The sequence below is a fragment of the Brevibacterium sp. FAM 27836 genome, assembly GCF_051351055.1.
Lineage (GTDB): Bacteria > Actinomycetota > Actinomycetes > Actinomycetales > Brevibacteriaceae > Brevibacterium.
The window spans coordinates 576,374-596,248 of record NZ_CP195711.1 but is presented as its reverse complement, the minus strand read 5'-3'; the positions used below and the strand labels follow the sequence as shown (position 1 = coordinate 596,248).

Genomic DNA, 19,875 nt, shown 5'->3' with positions numbered 1-19,875 from the left:
AGGAAGCCGCCCCGTAGTCAGCGAAAATGGTCGTGATGCACACTTCTCCTCACCCCCAGCCCTATCGTCGCCCGATCCTCGCAGCTCTGCTCGAGGTCGTGAAGATCGACCTCATCATCGTGCCTGCCGGCTTCGTGGCGGCGATCGTCTTCTGGATCGTCGGACTCGGCTCGCAGCTTCCCTACTCCGCGATTCCCGAATGGGCATTCGCGCTGTGGGCGGCGGTCTCGGGCCTGAGCGTGTCGACGCTCGGATTCGAATTCTCCATCGCTCCCAGCCTGGTCACCCTCGGACTGTGGTTCCTCGTGGCCGGCGCTGCGAAGCGGCTGGTCGAAGGTGCAGCAGCTGACACCTCGGATACCGGAGAGGACGCACCCGGCCAGTGGTGGACGGTGATGGCCGCTGCTCTCGGCACCTTCGTCGTCGGCTACGCCGGGCCTCTTCTCGTGCTCGCCATCGTCGTCGGTCACGCCGGCGTCTCCCCGTCCGGGATCCTCCGCCTTCTCCTCTTCCTCGTCACTGCCGTGGCCTGCGGTTTCCTCAGGGTCCGCGGCATCGGCGACATCCCCGGATTGCGCACTGTCGATGACGAGACGTGGAACGTCGGGACCCGTTTGGCTCGTCGTCTGCTGTGGGGCGCGTTGGCGGCGGCTGTGCTCGAGCTCGCTGTCGGCTTCGTCTTCCGTTGGCAGGCAGTGACCGAGTCCCTGCAGGTCTACAGCGCGCCGCTGGCCGCGGGCGTCGGACTGTTCATCGTCCAGTTCCTCTTCGCTCCGGGCATCCTCTACTCGGCCCTGTCGTGGAGCGCCGGGACGGGAGTCGTCGTCGGCGGAGCGGACGTCAGTTCGGCGTTCCGGTCGACTTCCTCGCCGGTGCCCGATGTCCCGGTGCTGCAGCTGCTCAGCGGCGAATACCCCGCGTGGACGATGGCCGCCCCGGTGATCTTGGTCCTCTTGGGGCTGCTGGGCACGATCCTGGGGCGGGTCCGGGCTCGCGAAGTCGCTGAGAGTTCATGGCCGGGCCTCGGTGTCGCCTCCGGCATTTTGTTCGTCGGTTCTGCAGTCCTCGGCGTCTTCTCGCGCGGAGCGCTGGGACCGTTCGGTCTCGCCGGCTTCGGCCCGTCGGCGCTGCTGTCGGCCGTTGCCATCACGGTGTGGATCGGAGTGGGACTGGCCGTCGGACTGCTCCTCATCCGACTGTCGAGCCTGCAGCAGGAGAACAGCGAGACCGATGGAGATGAGTTCACTTCCGATGGATCTGCGGGCGTCGACCGCGAAGACGCGCAGCAGAGCGATGTTGAGCCGGAGGCCGCGGATCTCGATGATCCAGCATCCGACGAGGATGAGCCGCGGTAAGAGTTGGACCAGCTGCGGTCAGAGGCGGCGTGGCGCGAGGCCTGATCGAACGCAACGACTGCTCGGCGGTCGCCGTCGTGCTGCCGCTCGCCGTGCCGCCGGTCGTTGTGCTGAACGGCTCAGTCTCGGCTGGGCGAGCCCGGACGGGCGAAGATCACTTGGTGCCCGGCAGGTCGAGTTCCTGCCCGGTGAGCTGCTTGAACCAGTCTCCGAGCCCGGATTGGTACTCGCTGGTGCATGAGAGCTGAGCCTGCTGCGTGATCGCATCACGCAGGCACTCCTCGTAGTTCGACTGCACCGGCCAGAGGATGATCGACGAGGCCGTCGAGAAGATGAGATAGAGGCTGAGAAGTCCACCGAGGATGCCCAACGACATGTTCCGACGCTGCTTGGTCTTGACCACGGCGACGATGTACTTCACCGACCACACGATCGCGGCGATGGAGAAGCCGATCGCGGCAAGCTTGAACGGAAGCTGATAGGTGAACGTCAGAACGGACGCGAGGATGAGCAGGATCAGGACGAGCCCGTGTCGTGCCGGAGCAGCCTGCTTCTCCTCTTCGGGAGTCGGCGCCTTCTTCTCTTCAGTGCTGTGTGGTGACGTCACCCCGCCAGTTTGTCATAGTCGCCTGACAAATGCCTCGGCAGGATGCCTGCCGGTGATGGTGGGGCGGCGACCGAGCCCGGCCACAGACGTTAGACTGGTCGGGTGCACATCGTTCTTCTGGCCTCAGGATCCGGTACCCTCACCCAGGCGGTCATCGACGCCTTCGCCGATGGGAAGCACGGCATCGACATCCTCGCCGTCGGTTCGGACTCGCCTACGGCCGGAGTGCTGGACCGGGCCCAGAAGCATGACATCCCCACCTTCGTCGTCCGCCCCAAGGACTTCGCCGACCGTGCCGCATGGAACGAAGAGCTGCGCGACGTCGTCGCCGAACTCGCACCCGACTGGGTCGTCTCGGCCGGGTTCATGCGCATCCTCGGCGAGAGCTTCGTCGCAGCGTTCCCGTCGCGGATCATCAATACGCACCCGGCGCTGCTGCCGTCGTTTCCCGGCGCACACGGCGTCCGCGATGCTCTCGCCCATGGAGTGAAGCTGACCGGCGGAACCATCCACCTCGTCGACGCCGGCGTCGACACCGGTCCGATCATCACCCAATACGCAGTGCCGATCGCTGATGACGACACCGAAGAGACCGTGCACGAACTCATCAAGGCCCGAGAACGCGAAGAGCTGGTGCGTCTGCTCGCGCACCTGGCCCACTCCGACCTCGTCGTCGACGGTCGGCATGTCCGCGGATATGCCGCCTCGGCGATGACCGCCAATTGACCCCAGCCGTGAGAAGAACCGACCGGCGACCGAACCTCAAGGAGGATCAGTGACAGGAACCCGCACGATCAAGAGGGCGCTCATCAGCGTCTATGACAAGACCGGGTTGGACGAGCTGGCCCGCGGACTCCACGCGGCCGGAGTCCAGATCGTGTCGACCGGCTCCACTGCCGGCAAGATCGCCGAGGCGGGAGCCGAGGTGACGAAGGTCGAAGAGCTCACAGGGTTCCCCGAATGCCTCGAGGGCCGCGTCAAGACCCTCCACCCACGTGTGCACGCCGGAATCCTCGCCGATTCCCGCAAACCTGAGCATTTCGAGCAGCTCAGCGAACTCAAGATCGAACCCTTCGACCTCGTCGTCGTCAACCTCTACCCCTTTGCCGACACGGTCGCCAGCGGCGCCGGATTCGATGACTGCATCGAACAGATCGACATCGGCGGACCGTCGATGGTGCGGGCGGCGGCGAAGAACCATCCCACCGTCGCCGTCGTCACCGACCCGGCCGATTATTCATCGGTGCTCGAAGCCGCTGCCGGAGACGGTTTCGACCTCGAGGCTCGGCGTTCCTTCGCCGCCCGCGCCTTCGCCCACACCGCCGCCTACGACTCCGCCGTGGCCTCCTGGTTCGCCTCCGAACTCGCCGGAGACGACAAAGCCGCGTTCGCCGGACTCACCGGTGAGAAGATCGCCGACCTGCGCTACGGGGAGAATCCGCACCAGGCGGCCGCGGTCTATTCCGACGGCACTCGCGGAATCGCCGGCGCCGAACTGCTCGGTGGTAAGGCGATGTCATACAACAACTACACCGACACCGATGCCGCGATCCGTGCCGCATTCGACTTCGACCAGCCGGCCGTGGCCATCATCAAGCACGCGAATCCGTGCGGCATCGCCGTTGCCGAGACCGCCGCCGCCGCCCACAGCGCCGCCCACGAATGCGATCCGCTCTCGGCCTACGGCGGCGTGATCGCCACGAACCGGGAAGTCGATGCCGATCTGGCGGCTTCGATCAAGCCGATCTTCACCGAATGCCTGGCCGCGCCGTCCTTCAGCGCCGAGGCGCTCGAGATTCTCTCGACGAAGAAGAACCTGCGTCTGCTCGCACTCGGAGACATCGATGCTCCCACCGCAGAGATCAAACCGATCAGCGGCGGCTTCCTCGTCCAGGACCGGGACGCTTTCCAGGCCGAAGGCGATTCTTCGCAGTACTGGACTCTGGCGGCCGGACCGGCAGCCAGCCCGGAGATCCTCGCCGACCTCGAGTTCGCGTGGAAGGCCGGACGGGCCGTGAAGTCCAATGCGATCCTGCTGGCCAAGAGCGGCGCATCCGTCGGTGTGGGCATGGGGCAGGTCAACCGCGTCGACTCCGCGAAGCTGGCCGTCGAGCGCGCCGGTGCCGAACGTGCCACCGGTGCTGTCGCCTCCTCCGATGCCTTCTTCCCGTTCCCCGATGGTCTCCAGATCCTCATCGATGCCGGTGTGAGCGCCGTCGTCCAGCCCGGCGGGTCGATCCGCGACGAGGAGGTCATCGCGGCTGCGGAAGAAGCCGGCATCACCATGTACCTGACCGGGAGCCGCCATTTCTTCCACTGAGATGAAGCGTCCTCACCCCCGCCACGCACGGCGGGGGAGAGGCCCGATCGCGAAACGGTGGATCTACTGGAAACGCCGGTACGCCCATCCCACCAGACGCGACTGGGTGCTCCTCGGGTGCCTCGTGGGCGCGATCGCCGCCGCGGCCTGTACGTTCATCGACTTCCGGGTCGGCGCCGTGGTTCTGGCGGTCGTTCCCACTGCTCTGGCCGCGCTGCGGGCGATGCCCGAGCCGTGGACCGATGTGTGGACCAACCGTTCGAAAACCGTCGACATCGCGACATGTCTCCTCTTCGCGGTGCTCCTCGTCAGTCTGGCCTTCATCGTCCCCACCTCGCGATGACCGTGAGGGCCTCGAAGGCACGCTGAAGACCAGAAGACAAGGTTTATGTGCATTCGCTGAGAAACGGGGCTCCTCGGTGTCGTGCCGACGGAATCGGTGGCAGGGTGAAAGGCGTCAAGGGGTTCGCTGAGAACCCTTTCCGAGGAAGGGAGACAGCATGGGACTGGACGATCTGACAAACAAAGCCAAGGACGCCTTGAATAGCGATAAGGGTGAGAAGATCAGCGACCAGGGCCTGGGTAAGGCTGCTGACGCCGCTAACAACGCCACCGGTGGTAAGTTCGATGACCAGATCAACAAGGGTCGCGACGGAGTCGATGGCAAGCTTGGCAACGAATGATCTTTGATCCATAGCCGCGTCCGGCATGGAAGAGCGCCGAGGAGAACTCTAGTTCTCCTCGGCGCTTTCGTCTTCTGCCCGGCTTCGCTGCGGTTTCCGCAGTCGCCCTCGACGTATTCGACCGGGAGTGAGGCCCGGCAGGCCGTCTCAGCCGAGCTTTTCGATCGGGGCGTAGCGCAGCAGCAGGCGCTTCGACCCGGCCGAACCGAAATCGACGACGGCCACGGTCTTGTCTCCGACACCGTTGACCTCGGTGACGGTGCCGAGACCGAAGGACTCGTGGGAGACCTTCTCACCGACCTCGACCGAGATGACCTCACGATTGGGACGGATTCGGTTGGGGAATCCTGCCACCGGCGACGAGGAACTTGCGTTCGAACGGGAACGCGACGAACCTCCCGAATACCGGGTCGAGCCGAAGCTGCGGGAGCCTCCCGAATACCCGGACGGTGCCCCTCCGGAGCCGTAGCCGCCTGAACCGAATCCCCCGGAGAACCCGCCCGAGAAGCTGCCCGTGTTCTCCCAGCTGATGAGGGTCTCCGGGATCTCTGCCAGGAACCGGCTCGGCGGATTGTACTGCGGCTGGCCCCACATGCTGCGGGTCTCGGCTCGGGTGACGAGCAGCCGCTGCCGGGCACGAGTGAGCCCGACATACGCCAGACGACGTTCCTCGGACAGCTCCTGCGGATTCTCGAACGACCGCGAATGAGGGAAGCCGCCGTCCTCGAGACCGGTGAGGAAGACGACGGGGAACTCCAGCCCCTTAGCCGTGTGCAGCGTCATCAGCGTGACCTGTCCCAGTTCCGCGTCGGGGATCTGATCGGTGTCGGAGGCCAGAGCGACCTGTTCGAGGAACTGGTCGATCGCGGCCGGCCCGACACCGGGCGCGGCACCCGCGGTGCCGGTCTCATCGATGGCAGCGGCCGCCTCGGCGGGGATGTCGTCTGCGGGCGCGGCCGCCTCGGTGGGGGTGTCGGTCTCTTCCGCCTCGGCGACAGCGGCAGACTCACGGGTGGCGACGAAGTCTTCGGCCACGGCGACGAGCTCGGCGAGGTTGTCGACGCGGGACTCATCCTGGGGATCCGTGCTCTTCTGCAGCGATTCGAGATAACCGGACTGTTCGAGGATCGCTTCGATGACACGCGACAGCGGCGAGGATTCGGCAGTGGAGCGGAGGTCCTGCATGAGGTCGTAGAACTTCTGCACCGAAGTCTGCGCGCGGGAACTCAGGTGGGGGATCTCAGCGAGCCGACCCAGAGCGGTGTAGAAGCTGATGTTCTCGCGGTCGGCGAAGTCCGCGATGAGACCTTCGGTGCGGTCGCCGATGGACCGTTTGGGCACGTTGAGGATGCGGCGCAGATTGACGTCGTCATCGGGGTTGGCGATCACGCGCAGGTAGGCGAGGGCGTCCTTGATCTCTTTGCGCTCGTAGAAGCGAGTGCCGCCGACGACCTTGTACGGAATGCCCGAGCGGACCAGGGCATCCTCGATCGCGCGGGACTGAGCGTTCGTGCGGTAGAACACGGCGAAGTCGCCGTAGGTGTACTTCTCTTCGTCGATGAGGTCGTCGATGCGGTCGACGATGAAGCGGGCCTCACCCTGCTCGTTCTCGGCGACCCAGCCGACGATCTGCTCGCCCGAGCCCTCCGAGGTCCACAGCTTCTTCTCTCTGCGGTCGTCGTTGTTGGCGATCACGGCGTTCGCCGCGTCGAGGATGTTCTGCGTCGACCGATAGTTCTGCTCGAGCAGAATGGTGTCCGCGGTCGGGAAGTCCTTCTCGAATTCGACGATGTTGCGGACCGTGGCGCCGCGGAAGGCATAGATCGACTGGTCGGCGTCACCGACGACGGTGAGTTCGGCCCCGGTCGCGCCACCGGCACCGTCCCCGGCCAGTGCCTTGATGAGCGCATACTGGGCCGGGTTCGTGTCCTGATATTCGTCGACGAGGATGTGGCGGAAGCGACGACGGTAGGAATCGGCCACCTCGGGGAAGGCCCCGAAGAGGTGGACGGTCTCGGCGATGAGGTCGTCGAAGTCGAAGGCATTGGCCAAGCGCAGACGAGCGGTGTATCGCCGGAAGACGTCGGCGAGCACCTCGTCGGCGGGATTGTTCGGACGGGGGATGAAATCGTCCGGAGTCTGCAGCTCGTTCTTGAGGTTCGAGATCCGATGGAGGATCGCCCGCGGTGCGTACTTCTTCGTATCGAGGCCGAGTTCCTTGAGGATCTGTGCGACGAGTCGCTGCGCGTCCTGGGCGTCATAGATGGTGAAGTTCGACTTCATGCCCAGGATCTTCGCCTCCCGGCGCAGGATCCGCACGCAGGAGGAGTGGAACGTCGAGACCCACATGGATCGGGAGGCCGGGCCGACGATGGAGGACACGCGTTCGGCCATCTCTTTGGCGGCCTTGTTCGTGAACGTGATCGCGAGGACCTCACCGGGATGTGCGCGTCCCGTGGCCAGGGCATAGGCGATGCGACGGGTGAGGACGGTGGTCTTGCCCGATCCGGCACCGGCGACGATGAGCAGCGGAGATCCGGTGTGGATCACGGCCTCGCGCTGTCGCGGATTGAGCCCGGTGAGGAGTTCGGCCGCTCGGGAGTCGGCGTCGGCGGCATGGTCGGTGTGTTCAGCTGCAGCAGTCATGTCGCCCATAACGATACCGCCCGGGTCCGACACGGGGCGATTCCCCTCCGCACCCGCAATAGCTCCTCGTCCAACGCGCACGCCGAACACACCCTCCCAGAACTACCTGACGGCGGCGCAGCAACCTCGCGCGAAGTTGCTGCGCCGCCGTCAGGTAGCAAGAGGGGTGGGTCAGTGGATGAAGACTGCCACGATGACGTTGATGATCGCGAATGCGAACGTCAGATGCGCCATCGTCGCCGAGGGGTTCTTCACCGCCGTCGCCGTTGCGCCCTCGGCCGGGGCGGCCGCGGCGAAGGCCTTCTGCTTCTTGTTGCCGATGAAGGCGAAGACCGTGACGAGGATCGCCACGACCAGCTTGATGCCGATCTTCATGTGGTTGACGCTGCCGTCGCCCATCTCGGCCAGGCCCATGAGCAGAAGCCCGGTGATGAGCTGAAGATAGGAGGCGTGCAGCATTCCGGGAAGCACTCTGGGGGAGCGGATGACGGTGAAATAACCGCCGACAATGATCGCCATTCCGACCAGATGCAGGGTCAGAAGAATCTCGCGTAGAATTTCCATAGAGTTAATCGTAGTGGCATGATGGTGTCTCGTGAGCGCGGGCCCCTGAACTGGTGCACGCTGTTCCGCCCTGGTGTAATGGCAGCACGCCGGCCTTTGGAGCCGTGCAGTATAGGTTCGAATCCTATGGGCGGAGCTGGCCCCAACCGACATGCGAAGGATTCAACAATGTCGCAGACTCGTCCGACCGCCGTCATCGTACTGGCTGCGGGCCAGGGAACCCGAATGAAGTCGGCTCTTCCGAAGGTGATGCATCCCATCGGCGGGCGCTCCCTGCTCCACCATGCTGTCTCCGCTGCCGCCGGAACGTCGCCGGAACATCTCATCGTCGTCGTCCGACACGAACGCGACCAGCTCGTCGCTCACCTCGACTCCCTGCCGGTGACCTCCCAGCGCACCCTGCTCATCGCCGACCAGGACGAAGTGCCCGGCACCGGCCGCGCCACCGAATGTGCGCTCACCCAGCTGCCCGAAGACCTCACCGGCACCGTCGTCGTCACCTACGGCGATGTGCCGCTGCTGACGACCGAGACGATCAACGGTCTCGTCGAGATCCACGAATCCGCGGCCAACGCCGTGACCGTCCTGTCCGCCGAGGTGGACGACCCCAATGGCTACGGACGCATCGTCCGTGATGCCAACGGCTCTCTGCTGCGCATCGTCGAGCAGAAGGACGCGGACGATGACGAGCGCTCCATCCGTGAGATCAACTCCGGCATCTACGCCTTCGACGCCGCTGCGCTGAAGGAGGGGCTGGCCTCGCTGACGACCGACAACGCCCAAGGCGAGAAGTACCTCACCGACGTCATCGGCCACTCCCGCCAGTCCGGACTGTCCGTCGCCGCCACCGCCACCGACGATCTGTGGCAGGTCGAGGGAGCCAATGACCGCGTGCAGCTGGCGAACCTGGGCAAGGAGCTCAACCGCCGCCAGTGCGAGAAGTTCATGCGTGCAGGCGTGTCCATCATCGACCCCGACACCACGTGGATCGACGTCGACGTCTCGATCGCCGCCGACGCGACGATCCTGCCGGGCACCCAGCTGCTCGGTGCCACGGACATCGGCGCCGACGCCGTCGTCGGCCCCGACACCACGCTCAAGGACACCGAGGTGGGATCGGGAGCACACGTCGTGCGCACCCACGGGGAGCTCGCCGTCATCGGTGCCGGCGCCAACGTCGGACCCTTCGCCTACCTGCGTCCGGGGACCAAGCTCGGCGAATCCGGAAAGATCGGCACCTTCGTGGAGACGAAGAACGCCGAAATCGGCAAGGACGCCAAGATCCCCCACCTCTCCTACGTCGGCGACGCCGAGATCGGGGAAGGCACGAACATCGGCGCCGCCTCGGTGTTCGTCAACTATGACGGCGTCAACAAGCACCGCACCGTCATCGGCAAGCATGCACGCATGGGCTCGGACAATATGTACGTCGCCCCTGTCACCGTGGGCGACGGCGCCTATTCGGGTGCAAGCACGACGGTGCGCAAGGATGTCCCTGCAGGAGCGTTGGCCATCTCGGTGGCCCCACAGCGCAACCTGGAGGGCTGGGTCCAGACAAACCGTCCCGGCACACCTGCAGCGCAGGCGGCCGAAAACGCATCCGAAGGGGAACGGATTAGTGAATGAGATAACGACGACGGGCGATAAGAAGCTCGTCCTGGTCAGCGGTCGGGCGAACCCCGAACTCGCCGAACAAGTCGCGGAGAACCTGGGGACCGAACTCCTCCCCACCGACATCTACAACTTCGCGAACGGTGAGATCTACGTCCGCTATTCCGAGTCCGTGCGCGGCAGCGACGTCTTCGTCCTGCAGTCGCACTGCGCTCCCATCAACGAATGGCTGATGGAGCAGCTGATTATGGTCGATGCCCTCAAGCGCGCCTCGGCCAAGCGGATCACCGTCATCGCACCGTTCTTCCCGTACGCTCGGCAGGACAAGAAGCACCGCGGACGCGAACCGATCTCCGCCCGCCTCGTGGCCGACCTGTACAAGACCGCCGGTGCCGACCGCATCATCGCCGTCGACCTGCACACCGCGCAGATCCAGGGCTACTTCGACGGCCCCGTCGACCACCTCATCGCAATGCCGATCCTCGCCGGCTACGTCAAGGACAAGTACCCCGGTGAGCTTGCTGTCGTCTCGCCCGATGCCGGACGCATCAAGGTCGCGGAGAACTGGTCGAACTCGCTCGGCGGCGTGCCGCTGGCGTTCATCCACAAGACCCGCGACATCACCCGCCCGAACGAGACGAAGGCCAACCGTGTCGTCGGAGAGGTCGAAGGCCGCACCTGCGTGCTCGTCGACGACATGATCGACACCGGCGGCACCATCGTCCAGGCCGCCGACGCCTGCATGGCCGCCGGCGCGAAGGGCGTCATCGTCGTGTCCACCCACGCCGTGTTCTCCGGCCCCGCCGTCGAACGTCTGTCGAACTCCGTGGCCGAAGAGGTCATCGTCACCAACACGCTGCCGCTGAGCGAAGACAAGATCTTCGACAAGCTCACCGTGCTCTCGATCGCCCCGCTCATCGCCCGGGCCGTGCACGAGGTCTTCGAAGACGGATCGGTCACCAGCCTCTTCGAGGTCTGAGACCGACCGAATCCGCTCGCCGCGAATCCCGCGACGCGCACAGGAACCCCGAGTCGTCACCGGCTCGGGGTTCCTTCGTCTCCGCAGCCGCAATGACCCGTGTCCTTCGCGCCCGTGGTCTCCGCTGCCGCGATGGCCCGTGGTCTTCGTGCCGACCCAGGCCCATCGTTTCCGCGCCCCGGACGATCTACACTGGTAGCAACGCCAAAGCGAAGGGATCCGCGACGATGTCGTCACACGATTACAACCGTTACCGCGTGGACGTGGAAGGCGGGCAGCTGTCCGTGGGGGTGTGGGAGCCGGTCGCTGCCGGTCCCGGGCACGTGCCCACCGTCTGCGTCATCCACGGGATCACCTCGAATCATCTCTTCTTCGCCGGGCTCGTCTCCGCCCTGCCTGGGGTCCGCGTCATCGGCCCTGACCTGCGCGGACGTGCCGATTCCCGGACCCTGCCCGGCCCCTACGGAATGGCCGTCCATGCCGCCGACGTCCGCGCCGCCATCGATGCCTTCGCCCCGGACGGCTCCGTGACGCTCGTCGGACATTCGATGGGCGGGTTCGTTGCGATGACTCTTGCCGGAACCACCAAGAGCACCGCTGCCGGCACCGAGGCGGCCGACCGCTTCCGCGGCCCCGTCCTCATCGACGGGGGACTTCCCCTGCCCGAGGGGCAGCCCAGCGGCGGAGCGCCGGTCGATGACCTCAATGACGAAGACCTCGACACCGACGATCTCATCGCCGCCGTGCTCGGGCCTGCCGCCGAGCGTCTGTCGATGAGCTTCGGCTCCATCGAGGAGTACCTGGCGTTCTTCGCCGCACATCCGGCCTTCGTCGACGGACTCGACACGGTAGCCACCGAGAGCTTCGTCTACGACCTTGCGGCCAAGGACGACGATTCCTTCCAACCGTCGACGTCGATCGAAGCGATGCAGGCCGATTCGGCCGATATGTACACCGGGTCGGCATACCAGAGTGCACTCGAAACGATCATGGGCGACGACCGGGCCCAGGCCGAGGTCGTCTTCCTCTTCGCCGAACGGGATCTCGTCGCGGCGGAACCGGGCCTCTACCCGCCCGAACTCACCGCCGACTATGCGCGGAAGTGGCCGCACATGAGCGTCATCGACGTCCAAGGCACGAATCACTACGACATCCTGCTCACCGAGGTGGGAATCGACGCCTGTGCCGATGCCGTGAACAGCCGACTTGGTGCCGTCGCGGACAGTGCCGTAGAATGATCAGGTTGCCTCGGCGAGGGAGACGGATCTCGTCTCCGTGATCGACGCGGTCGGCATCCCACGAATCCCTGAGGACCGGTTTCTCGAGATTTGCAGCGGATCCAGGCTGTTTCGCCGTGGTGCTCGAAGATAAGTTCACCACGAAGGAGAGAAAATGGCTGACTTCAAACTTCTGGCCGAAGCTCGCAACGAGTTCGGCAAGGGCGCAGCGCGCCGCATCCGCCGCGCCGGACGTATCCCCGCGGTCGTCTACGGACACGGCGGCGATCCCGTGCACATCTCGCTCGAGGGCCACGCCACCATGCTGGCACTCAAGCACGCCAACGCGCTGCTCGAGATCGAAAGCACCGACGGATCCAAGAACGTCCTCGCCATCGCCCGCGATGTGCAGATCGAACCCGTCCGTCGCGAGATCGAGCACCTCGATCTCATCATCGTCAAGCGCGGTGAGAAGATCGAGGTCGACGTGCCCGTCCACATCATCGGAGAGGCCGCACCCGGAACCATGGTCTCGCAGGAGGAGTCGACCATCGCCGTCAAGGCCGATGCGACCCGTCTGCCCGAACTCATCGAGATCTCCGTCGACGGCCGTCCTGCAGGCGAGCACGTCCTCGCCGGTCAGGTCGAGCTGCCCGCCGGCGTCGAACTCATCGCCGACGAAGAGCTGCTCATCGTCAACGTCTCGGAAGAGGCTGAGATGGACACCGAGTCGGACGCAGAGGACGAGGCTGCCGAAGAGTCGACCGGCGAAGAGTCGACCGAAGAGTCCGCAAGTGCAGAAGGCTCCTCCGAGGAGGAGTGATCTTTTCACACCACGGCACCTCGGTGCTGAGGTGAGTGCAGACTGAACACTCGATTCGGTGGGTCGCCTACAAGGCGGCCCACCGAATTCGTCTCAGCCCCGGGCCATCGCCGACGGCAATCGCGCACAGTGACACCCCCTGACTCTCGGGCAGGCGGCCAGCCCTGACGCGCTTGGACCAGCACCGACCCGCGTGCACGCCACAAGTGCCTCACGGGGTAGGCTTGCGCCGGATCGGCGGAGAACAGACAGACGAAGGACGGCAATGACGAACGAAGCCTGGTTGGTCTTCGGGCTGGGCAATCCCGGCCCCAAATACGAAGCGACCCGTCACAACATCGGACAGATGGTCATTGCCGAACTCGCTTCACGTATCGGCACGGGCCTCACCCGGACGAAGCTGAGATCCAATGTCGGCACCGGCCGCCTGCCCACCGGCCGCGTGCCGGGAGTGCCCGGGCCCCGTGTGGTGCTGGGAACTTCGACCGGATACATGAACGAATCCGGCGGGCCGGTCAGGCAGCTGGCCGATTTCTACGGCATCGCCACCGAACGGATCATCGCCGTTCATGACGATGTGGACCTTCCCTTCGACGCGATCAGAGCCAAACGGGGTGGGGGAGAAGGCGGCCACAACGGCCTGCGTTCGATGACCTCGGTGCTGGGGACGAAGGACTATCTGCGGGTACGGGCCGGAGTCGGACGGCCTCCCGGCCGGCAGGACACCGCCGATCATGTGCTGCGTCCGTTCTCCAAAGACGAACGGACCACACTGCCGATCTTCGTCTCCGACCTCGCCGACGCCGTCGAAGCTCTCATCAATGACGGTTTGGACGCCGTGCAGCAGAAGTTCCACTCCCGCTGAACGCAGCACCGAGCGAACAGTCACCTCCGCCCGACGGTGCCGAACGGCCCTGCCCGAGGCGGCCGGGACCTGAACGCGAGAGCACGCAGCGGTCAGCGGCTGTGTCGGCCGTCCTGGCGCCGGCGGTGAAGCAGCCACGCGGCGAAGATGCCGCCGGCGAATCCGAAGAGGTGACCCTGCCAGGAGATGTCATTGGTCTGCGGCAGCATGCCGAAGATCATCGAGGCCCCGTAGGTGACGAAGATGAAGAGCCCGATCGCAAAGTAGACGATCTTGCGCAGCACGTCATCGGTGAACCAGGTGCGCACCGCGAGGTATCCGAAGAAGCCGAAGACAATTCCCGAGGCGCCGATGATGTGCTGACCCGGCCAGGTGGTCAGCCAGGCGCCGAGACCCGAAGCGAGCGCAGTGATCGCGGTGACCTGCCAGAATCGGCGCGAACCTTCGAACGCGATGACGATGCCGAGGACGAGGAACGGGAACGTATTGGCCATGAGGTGGCCGAATCCCGAGTGCAGCAGCGGTGAGGTGACCAGCCCGTAGAGCGAGAGCGGATTCCACGACTGCAGGCTGAAGGCATCGAGGTCGAGGGGGAGGAGAGCATCGACGATCTCGACGACCCACATCGCCGCCAGCAGGACGAGGACCGGGACGAACCTCGAGAAGTGATGATTGCGGTCGACGCTGGTGGTCAGGTGGGCCACCGGCGGGTTCGCGGAGCGGCCGGGGTGAGGGGATCCGGAACCGGCGGATTCGGAGCCGAAGAGCATGCGGGATTCTTCGGGGGTGAAACGAGGGGAGTGGTCGGAGCTCATAACCCAATTGTGAGTGATGAAGATTGGAGAACCCCGAAAAACCGGGGCTCTGGTGCAATCGTGACCGTTCCGTTAGGCCCGTTATCGCCTCGACATGTTCCCGGTGACGGAGTCTGACTTCAGTGCACTCGCGGTGCCACTCGCGCCGACGCGAGCGTCTTGCCATCGTCATCGAGGGCTTCGACGATGATCTTCGACCCGTTCGGGGTGATATCCACGGCGGTTTCGAACCCGGTGCGTTCGACGACCGTGTTCTCGCTGAGATGGTCGTCGTCATCTCCGCTGAGCACCCGCCACGACTCCACCTCGGTGGCGCCGTTCCAGCTCATGTGGATGCGGGTGACATCGGGCTGCGGTTCGGTCTTCGTGGCCGTCGGCGGGGCGACCGGCTGGGCATGCCAATCGGAGCGGTACGCGCGGTAGTTCGACCCGCCGACGAAGGTGAGGTCGGTGAGCAGCTTCCCGTCCTTCGTGAACTCCGAGACATAGGGTTCAGAACCCCATCCGACGACGACATTGCCGTTGTCGAGTTCCTGCAGGTTCCCCTGACTGCCCGACGAGCGGTCGTCGGGGGCGGGATACTCGGTGACCACCTCGGCGCGCTTCTTCTTCTCATCGACGTCGAGACGCAGCCCGCGAGTGTCGCCGAGGCGGGGCGCGGCATGGTTGTCGAAGAGCGTCAGCGTCCCATCGGAGCGGCGGCGGGCATCGTGCTGCCAGGCGAACGTCGCCCCCTGACCCATCTCGAAGTCCGAAGCTTTGCCGCCGAGGACCCAGTTGAGATCCGCCGTCTTCCGGTCGAGCTGGTAGATCGCATGCGTATTGCGGGCGGACACAAGGAGGGACTCACCGTCGTCGTCCTCGTCCACGGAGTTGAGGTGGATGTAGTCGAAGGGTTCGTCCTTCGTGCCTTCGCCGTCCTTGAGTTCGGCTTCGGACTGGTCGACGGGAACGGCGTCGAGGGAGTGCCATTCGAAGAGGGGCTCGCCGGTGGCGATGTCGACCTCCTGGACGATGCCCTCCCACACCCAGCCATCGGCGCCTCCGCCGACGGAGCTGAGATCGGTCTGGGTCTTGACGTAGGAGAGGAGGAACATGGTGTCGTCATCGGTGATCGTCGTCTCGTGCAGATCCGAGGTGTCCTGGGGCAGTTCGCCGCCCATGCCCACGCGGGCGATCTCCTGGTACGAGGCGTCGAGGATGACGACCTCGCCGGCGGTGTGCGGAGTCTCCGCCAGACCCTCCCACCAAGTGAGAACCGGTTCTCCACGATACTCCTGTACCCGCAGGTCCCACAGCGCATCGCCGCCCTCACGGATCCACAGCGGGTCGCCGGCGGCATCGAGGATGAGTCCGCCGACCCACGACTTCTCGTCGGTCTTCGTCTGGCCCTTCGGCGCGAGGAGGGTCGACAGGTCCCCATCGTCGGTGGGGAACGCTGCCGAGTCGATCTCGACTTTCGGAGGGGCGAGATCGGGACGGGAGTGGAAGTCCCATCGTTCGGCGACTGCGATGTCGTCGTCGGCATCGCCGGTGCAGCCCGTGAGCAGGAGCGCGGTCGCGGCCAGTCCTGCCAGGACGGTTCTCAACTTGGCCATGTACTCATCCTCACACGTTTCGATGAATTCCGCCGCTGTCCGCCCGCCTCGAGCGCCCCTACGGCGCGGGCGCGGGAACCTTGTCCTCGCACCGGGGACGCACAGGTCCTCTGTCCGGGACACCGGTCGTGAGCGCAGACACCGGATGGGCCGTGTCAGGTGCGTGGCCTAGACTGTTCGGGTGCTCAACGGACTTGATCTCACCCGCCAGAACCCCGCCGTCAACGGACTCGTCGCCGCCTTCAACGACCCGGACTCGGGTGGGGGCACGATCGATGCGATCAAGGGACTGTGGCCGTCGATCCTGCGTCGGACGGTCGGCGCCGCGGGAGCAGCCTCGGCGCCGCAGCTCATCGTCACCGCCACGACCCGTGAGGCCGAAGACCTCGCCCAAGCGCTCGCCGACTGGGTTCCGGCCTCCTCCATCGCGATCTTCCCCAGCTGGGAGACGCTGCCGCACGAAAAGCTGTCCCCACGCTCGGACACCGTCGGCCAACGCCTCGAGGTGCTCCGCCGCCTGGCCCACCCCAGCCCGGGTCGGGAGCTGAGTTTCATCCTTGCGCCCGTGCGCGCATTCCTCCAGCCCGTGGCGAAGGGGCTGGGGGACATCGCGCCGGCCGAGCTCGCCGTCGGCGACGAATCCGAGATCGACGACCTCGCCGCACGACTGACGGAACTCGCCTACTCTCGCGTCGACATGGTCTCGCGACGGGGCGAATTCGCCGTGCGCGGCGGCATCGTCGACATCTTCCCGGCCACCGCTGAGCGGGCGCTGCGCGTGGAGTTCTTCGGCGACGAGGTCGATGAGATCCGCGAATTCTCCGTCAGCGACCAACGCTCCATCCCCGCCGCCGAAGGGGAGGAACCGCTGACCCTGTCCGCACCGCCGTGCCGGGAGCTGCTCCTGACCGATTCGGTGCGCGAACGCGCGGCGAAACTCGCCGAGGATGTGCCCGGTGCTGCGGACATGCTTGAGAGGATCGCCGGCGGAGTCGCCGTCGAAGGCATGGAATCGCTGTCCGCCGTCCTCGCCGACGGGATGGAGCCGATCATCGCGCTGCTGCCTGCGGAGTCGAAGATCATCATCACCGAACCCGAGCGAGTCGAAGCCCGCGCCGCAGACCTCGTGGAGACGACGAACGAATTCCTCGAAGCCGCGTGGGCCGGAGCCGCCGCCGGGGGAGAGTCCCCGATCGACCTGTCCGCGGCGAGCTTCCGCACCGTCGCCGAAATGGCAGAGGGCGCTCGCCTCATCGGGCTGGCCTGGTGGGAGATCGGGGGTTTCGCCCACGATGAGGAGCTCGCCGACCCGGAGGAGAACATCTTCGCCGTTCCGGCCCGCATCCCCAAGGGCTATGCCGGTGACGTCGAAGCGATCCTCGCCGATGTCAGGGACCTCATCCACGACAAGTGGCGGATCCTTGTCCTCACCGAAGGACCGGGACCGGGCCACCGGATGGTCGAAGTCTTCTCCGAAGCCGGAGTGCCCGCCACCTTCGTCGACGATCCCACGGACCTGCCCGAAGCGCTCGTGACTGTGACGACGGCTGCCTCGTTCGGCGGATTCGTCTTCGACGATCTCAAACTCGCCGTTCTCACCGAAGCCGATGTGCTCGGGCGGGCGGCGGCCACCTCGACGAGGGACATGCGGCGGCTGCCCACCCGACGTCGGCGCAACCAGGTGGACCCGCTCAACCTGGCCCCCGGCGACTACGTCGTCCACGATCAGCACGGTGTGGGACGCTTCGTCGAGATGACACAGCGGACGACCGGACGCGGTGCGAACAAGCACACCCGCGAGTACCTCATCATCGAATACGCTGCCGCCAAACGCGGCCAGCCCGGTGACCGTCTCTACGTCCCCAGCGACGCGCTCGATCAGGTCACCCGCTATGTCGGCGGCGAGAGCCCGAGCCTCAACAAGATGGGCGGGGCGGACTGGCAGACGACGAAGGCCAAGGCGCGCAAGGCAGTCAAGGAGATCGCAGGCGAACTCATCCGGCTCTACTCGGCTCGGCAGGCCACAGTCGGTCACTCCTATGGGCCCGACACACCATGGCAGCGCGAACTCGAAGACGCCTTCCACTATGTCGAGACCGCCGACCAGCTCACGACCATCGACGAGGTCAAATCAGACATGGAAAAGACGGTGCCGATGGACCGTCTGATCTGCGGCGACGTGGGCTACGGAAAGACGGAGATCGCGGTTCGTGCCGCGTTCAAAGCGATCCAGGAGGGCAAGCAGGTCGCGGTGCTCGTGCCGACCACGCTGCTCGTCCAACAGCACTATGAGACCTTCGCCGAACGGTATTCGGGATTCCCCGTCACGATCGGCGCGCTCTCCCGGTTCCAGTCGAAGCAGGAGTCGGAGAAGGTCAAAGAGGACTTGGGGGCAGGCAAACTCGACCTCGTCATCGGCACCCACCGGCTGCTCAGCGGCGAGGTGCGATTCAAGGACCTCGGACTGGTCATCATCGATGAGGAGCAGCGCTTCGGTGTCGAGCACAAGGAGACGCTCAAGGCCCTGCGGACCAATGTCGATGTGCTCGCAATGTCCGCGACACCGATTCCCCGCACCCTCGAGATGGCCGTCACCGGCATCCGCGAGATGTCGACCCTGGCCACGCCTCCGGAGGAGAGGCACCCGGTCCTGACCTATGTGGGCAGGCGCGAGGACAAGCAGATCAGGGCCGCGATCCGCCGTGAGCTCATGCGCGAAGGTCAGGTCTTCTACATCCACAACCGGGTCCGAGACATCGAGGCCGTGGCCGGGCACATCGCCGAGATGGTGCCCGAGGCCCGGATCGCCATCGCCCACGGCAAGATGAACGAAACCCGACTCGAGCAGGTCATCGTCGACTTCTGGGAGAAGAAGTACGACGTGCTCGTGTGCACGACGATCGTCGAGACCGGCATCGACATCGCCAATGCGAACACACTCATCATCGACAACGCCGACCGCTACGGGCTCTCCCAGCTCCACCAGCTGCGCGGGCGAGTCGGTCGCGGCCGGGAACGCGCCTATGCCTATTTCCTCTACCCGCCGGACACCCAGCTGACCGAAACCGCCCACGACCGACTGACGACGCTGGCTGCGCACACCGAACTGGGTGCCGGCATGCAGGTGGCGATGAAGGACCTGGAGATCCGCGGTGCCGGCAACCTCCTCGGGGGTCAGCAGTCCGGTCACATCGAGGGCGTCGGGTTCGACCTCTACGTCCGACTCGTCGGCGAAGCCGTCGCGAAGTTCCGCGGTGAGGAGACCGAACCCGAGGCCGATATGCGCCTCGAACTGCCCGTCGACGCGCACCTGCCGGCCGAGTACGTCGACCACGAACGGCTGCGCCTCGAGGCGTACCGGAAGCTGGCGGCGGCAGCGAACGAAGACGAACTCCAGGAAGTCCTCGATGAGCTCGTCGACCGCTACGGCCCCTATCCGGCACCGGTCGGTGTGCTCGCCGACGTCGCCAGGCTGCGCATCCGTGCCCGCGCCTCCGGCGTCAGCGACATCGTCGCGCAGGGCAACTTCATCCGCTTCGGCCCGGTCGAACTCGCCGACTCGCAGGTGGTCAGGCTCAAACGCCTGTACCCGAAGGCGCTGCTCAAACCGGCACTGCGCTCCGTCCTCGTGCCCAAGCCGATGGCCGGAACGGGGTTCGATGCGAATGAGATGACCGATTCTGACATCCTGCGCTGGGCCCATCAGTTCCTCGACGCGATCCTGCCCGTCGTCGAGTCCGAGGCCACCCAGGAGACGGTCAAGAACACGTGAGAATTCCCCGACTGTTCTCC

General features: G+C 65.5%; 16 protein-coding genes and 1 tRNA gene. 12 read left to right on the top strand and 5 right to left on the bottom strand.

All coding sequences use genetic code 11. From position 1 onward, the window contains the following. Positions 1-35 precede the first annotated feature (35 nt). Complete coding sequence (locus tag ACSE4D_RS02780; protein ID WP_426936516.1) at positions 36-1,355, top strand: cell division protein PerM; 1,320 nt, start codon at positions 36-38, stop codon at positions 1,353-1,355. A gap of 154 nt (positions 1,356-1,509) precedes the next feature. Here ACSE4D_RS02780 and ACSE4D_RS02775 read toward each other — a convergent pair whose 3' ends face one another. Continuing rightward, the gene (locus tag ACSE4D_RS02775) at positions 1,510-1,962 is read right to left on the bottom strand and encodes a hypothetical protein (protein WP_135542138.1); all 453 of its coding nucleotides are present in this window, start codon (positions 1,960-1,962) and stop codon (positions 1,510-1,512) included. Between the two features lie 102 nt (positions 1,963-2,064). Here ACSE4D_RS02775 and purN point away from each other — a divergent pair, with 102 nt between their 5' ends. The 4 genes from purN to ACSE4D_RS02755 all read left to right on the top strand — a co-directional run bounded on the left by purN (position 2,065) and on the right by ACSE4D_RS02755 (position 4,965). Then, positions 2,065-2,688, top strand: coding sequence for a phosphoribosylglycinamide formyltransferase (purN, locus tag ACSE4D_RS02770; RefSeq protein WP_426936515.1), 624 nt, complete (start codon positions 2,065-2,067; stop codon positions 2,686-2,688). A 49-nt stretch (positions 2,689-2,737) separates the two neighbouring features. Continuing rightward, on the top strand, positions 2,738-4,282 hold the full coding sequence (purH, locus tag ACSE4D_RS02765; RefSeq protein WP_426936514.1) for a bifunctional phosphoribosylaminoimidazolecarboxamide formyltransferase/IMP cyclohydrolase: 1,545 nt from the start codon (positions 2,738-2,740) through the stop codon (positions 4,280-4,282). 1 nt (position 4,283) lies between these two features. After that, entirely contained in the window at positions 4,284-4,625 is a 342-nt protein-coding gene (locus tag ACSE4D_RS02760) for a DUF3017 domain-containing protein (protein ID WP_135542132.1), read from the top strand. A 157-nt stretch (positions 4,626-4,782) separates the two neighbouring features. Then, on the top strand, positions 4,783-4,965 hold the full coding sequence (locus tag ACSE4D_RS02755; RefSeq protein WP_426936513.1) for an antitoxin: 183 nt from the start codon (positions 4,783-4,785) through the stop codon (positions 4,963-4,965). Positions 4,966-5,112: 147 nt separating this feature from the next. On the opposite strand, the gene ACSE4D_RS02750 is transcribed toward ACSE4D_RS02755, so the two are convergent. Together ACSE4D_RS02750 and ACSE4D_RS02745 are read right to left on the bottom strand one after the other, a co-directional pair. Beyond that, positions 5,113-7,611 carry a UvrD-helicase domain-containing protein gene (locus ACSE4D_RS02750; RefSeq protein ID WP_426936512.1) on the bottom strand — a complete coding sequence of 833 codons (2,499 nt, stop codon included), beginning with the start codon at positions 7,609-7,611 and terminating at the stop codon, positions 5,113-5,115. A gap of 171 nt (positions 7,612-7,782) precedes the next feature. After that, a complete protein-coding gene (locus tag ACSE4D_RS02745; protein WP_135542125.1) occupies positions 7,783-8,175 on the bottom strand; it encodes a hypothetical protein in 393 nt (130 codons plus the stop codon). A 64-nt stretch (positions 8,176-8,239) separates the two neighbouring features. Between ACSE4D_RS02745 and ACSE4D_RS02740 the strand changes: the two genes are divergently transcribed. The 6 genes from ACSE4D_RS02740 to pth all read left to right on the top strand — a co-directional run bounded on the left by ACSE4D_RS02740 (position 8,240) and on the right by pth (position 13,670). Next, positions 8,240-8,311, top strand: a tRNA-Gln gene (locus tag ACSE4D_RS02740). 32 nt (positions 8,312-8,343) lie between these two features. Next, a complete protein-coding gene (gene glmU, locus ACSE4D_RS02735; protein ID WP_135542123.1) occupies positions 8,344-9,801 on the top strand; it encodes a bifunctional UDP-N-acetylglucosamine diphosphorylase/glucosamine-1-phosphate N-acetyltransferase GlmU in 1,458 nt (485 codons plus the stop codon). Next, entirely contained in the window at positions 9,794-10,765 is a 972-nt protein-coding gene (locus ACSE4D_RS02730) for a ribose-phosphate diphosphokinase (RefSeq protein ID WP_135542121.1), read from the top strand. The genes glmU and ACSE4D_RS02730 overlap by 8 nt, the downstream gene beginning before the upstream one ends. 227 nt (positions 10,766-10,992) lie before the next feature. After that, a complete protein-coding gene (locus tag ACSE4D_RS02725; protein ID WP_135542119.1) occupies positions 10,993-12,003 on the top strand; it encodes an alpha/beta fold hydrolase in 1,011 nt (336 codons plus the stop codon). A gap of 154 nt (positions 12,004-12,157) precedes the next feature. Beyond that, positions 12,158-12,805: a 50S ribosomal protein L25/general stress protein Ctc gene (locus ACSE4D_RS02720; RefSeq protein WP_135542117.1), complete on the top strand. Its 648-nt coding sequence runs from the start codon at positions 12,158-12,160 to the stop codon at positions 12,803-12,805. Between the two features lie 265 nt (positions 12,806-13,070). Continuing rightward, positions 13,071-13,670, top strand: a complete 600-nt coding sequence (gene pth, locus ACSE4D_RS02715) for an aminoacyl-tRNA hydrolase (RefSeq protein WP_135542115.1) — start codon at positions 13,071-13,073, stop codon at positions 13,668-13,670. 92 nt (positions 13,671-13,762) lie between these two features. Here pth and ACSE4D_RS02710 read toward each other — a convergent pair whose 3' ends face one another. Then, positions 13,763-14,485 (bottom strand): rhomboid family intramembrane serine protease, encoded by a 723-nt coding sequence (locus ACSE4D_RS02710; RefSeq protein WP_425120550.1) that lies wholly within the window; start codon positions 14,483-14,485, stop codon positions 13,763-13,765. A gap of 119 nt (positions 14,486-14,604) precedes the next feature. After that, complete coding sequence (locus ACSE4D_RS02705) at positions 14,605-16,083, bottom strand: arylsulfotransferase family protein (protein WP_426936511.1); 1,479 nt, start codon at positions 16,081-16,083, stop codon at positions 14,605-14,607. 181 nt (positions 16,084-16,264) lie between these two features. Here ACSE4D_RS02705 and mfd point away from each other — a divergent pair, with 181 nt between their 5' ends. Continuing rightward, the gene (gene mfd / locus ACSE4D_RS02700) at positions 16,265-19,855 is read left to right on the top strand and encodes a transcription-repair coupling factor (RefSeq protein WP_436326639.1); all 3,591 of its coding nucleotides are present in this window, start codon (positions 16,265-16,267) and stop codon (positions 19,853-19,855) included. Positions 19,856-19,875: the final 20 nt, after the last annotated feature.

Coding starts and splice junctions, on each gene's coding strand:
- ACSE4D_RS02780 (WP_426936516.1), top strand. CDS start 36: ATGCACACTTCTCCTCACCCCCAGCCCTATCGTCGCCCGATCCTCGCA.
- ACSE4D_RS02760 (WP_135542132.1), top strand. CDS start 4,284: ATGAAGCGTCCTCACCCCCGCCACGCACGGCGGGGGAGAGGCCCGATC.
- ACSE4D_RS02755 (WP_426936513.1), top strand. CDS start 4,783: ATGGGACTGGACGATCTGACAAACAAAGCCAAGGACGCCTTGAATAGC.
- ACSE4D_RS02750 (WP_426936512.1), bottom strand. CDS start 7,611: ATGACTGCTGCAGCTGAACACACCGACCATGCCGCCGACGCCGACTCC.
- ACSE4D_RS02745 (WP_135542125.1), bottom strand. CDS start 8,175: ATGGAAATTCTACGCGAGATTCTTCTGACCCTGCATCTGGTCGGAATG.
- glmU (WP_135542123.1), top strand. CDS start 8,344: ATGTCGCAGACTCGTCCGACCGCCGTCATCGTACTGGCTGCGGGCCAG.
- ACSE4D_RS02725 (WP_135542119.1), top strand. CDS start 10,993: ATGTCGTCACACGATTACAACCGTTACCGCGTGGACGTGGAAGGCGGG.
- ACSE4D_RS02720 (WP_135542117.1), top strand. CDS start 12,158: ATGGCTGACTTCAAACTTCTGGCCGAAGCTCGCAACGAGTTCGGCAAG.
- pth (WP_135542115.1), top strand. CDS start 13,071: ATGACGAACGAAGCCTGGTTGGTCTTCGGGCTGGGCAATCCCGGCCCC.
- ACSE4D_RS02710 (WP_425120550.1), bottom strand. CDS start 14,485: ATGAGCTCCGACCACTCCCCTCGTTTCACCCCCGAAGAATCCCGCATG.
- ACSE4D_RS02705 (WP_426936511.1), bottom strand. CDS start 16,083: ATGGCCAAGTTGAGAACCGTCCTGGCAGGACTGGCCGCGACCGCGCTC.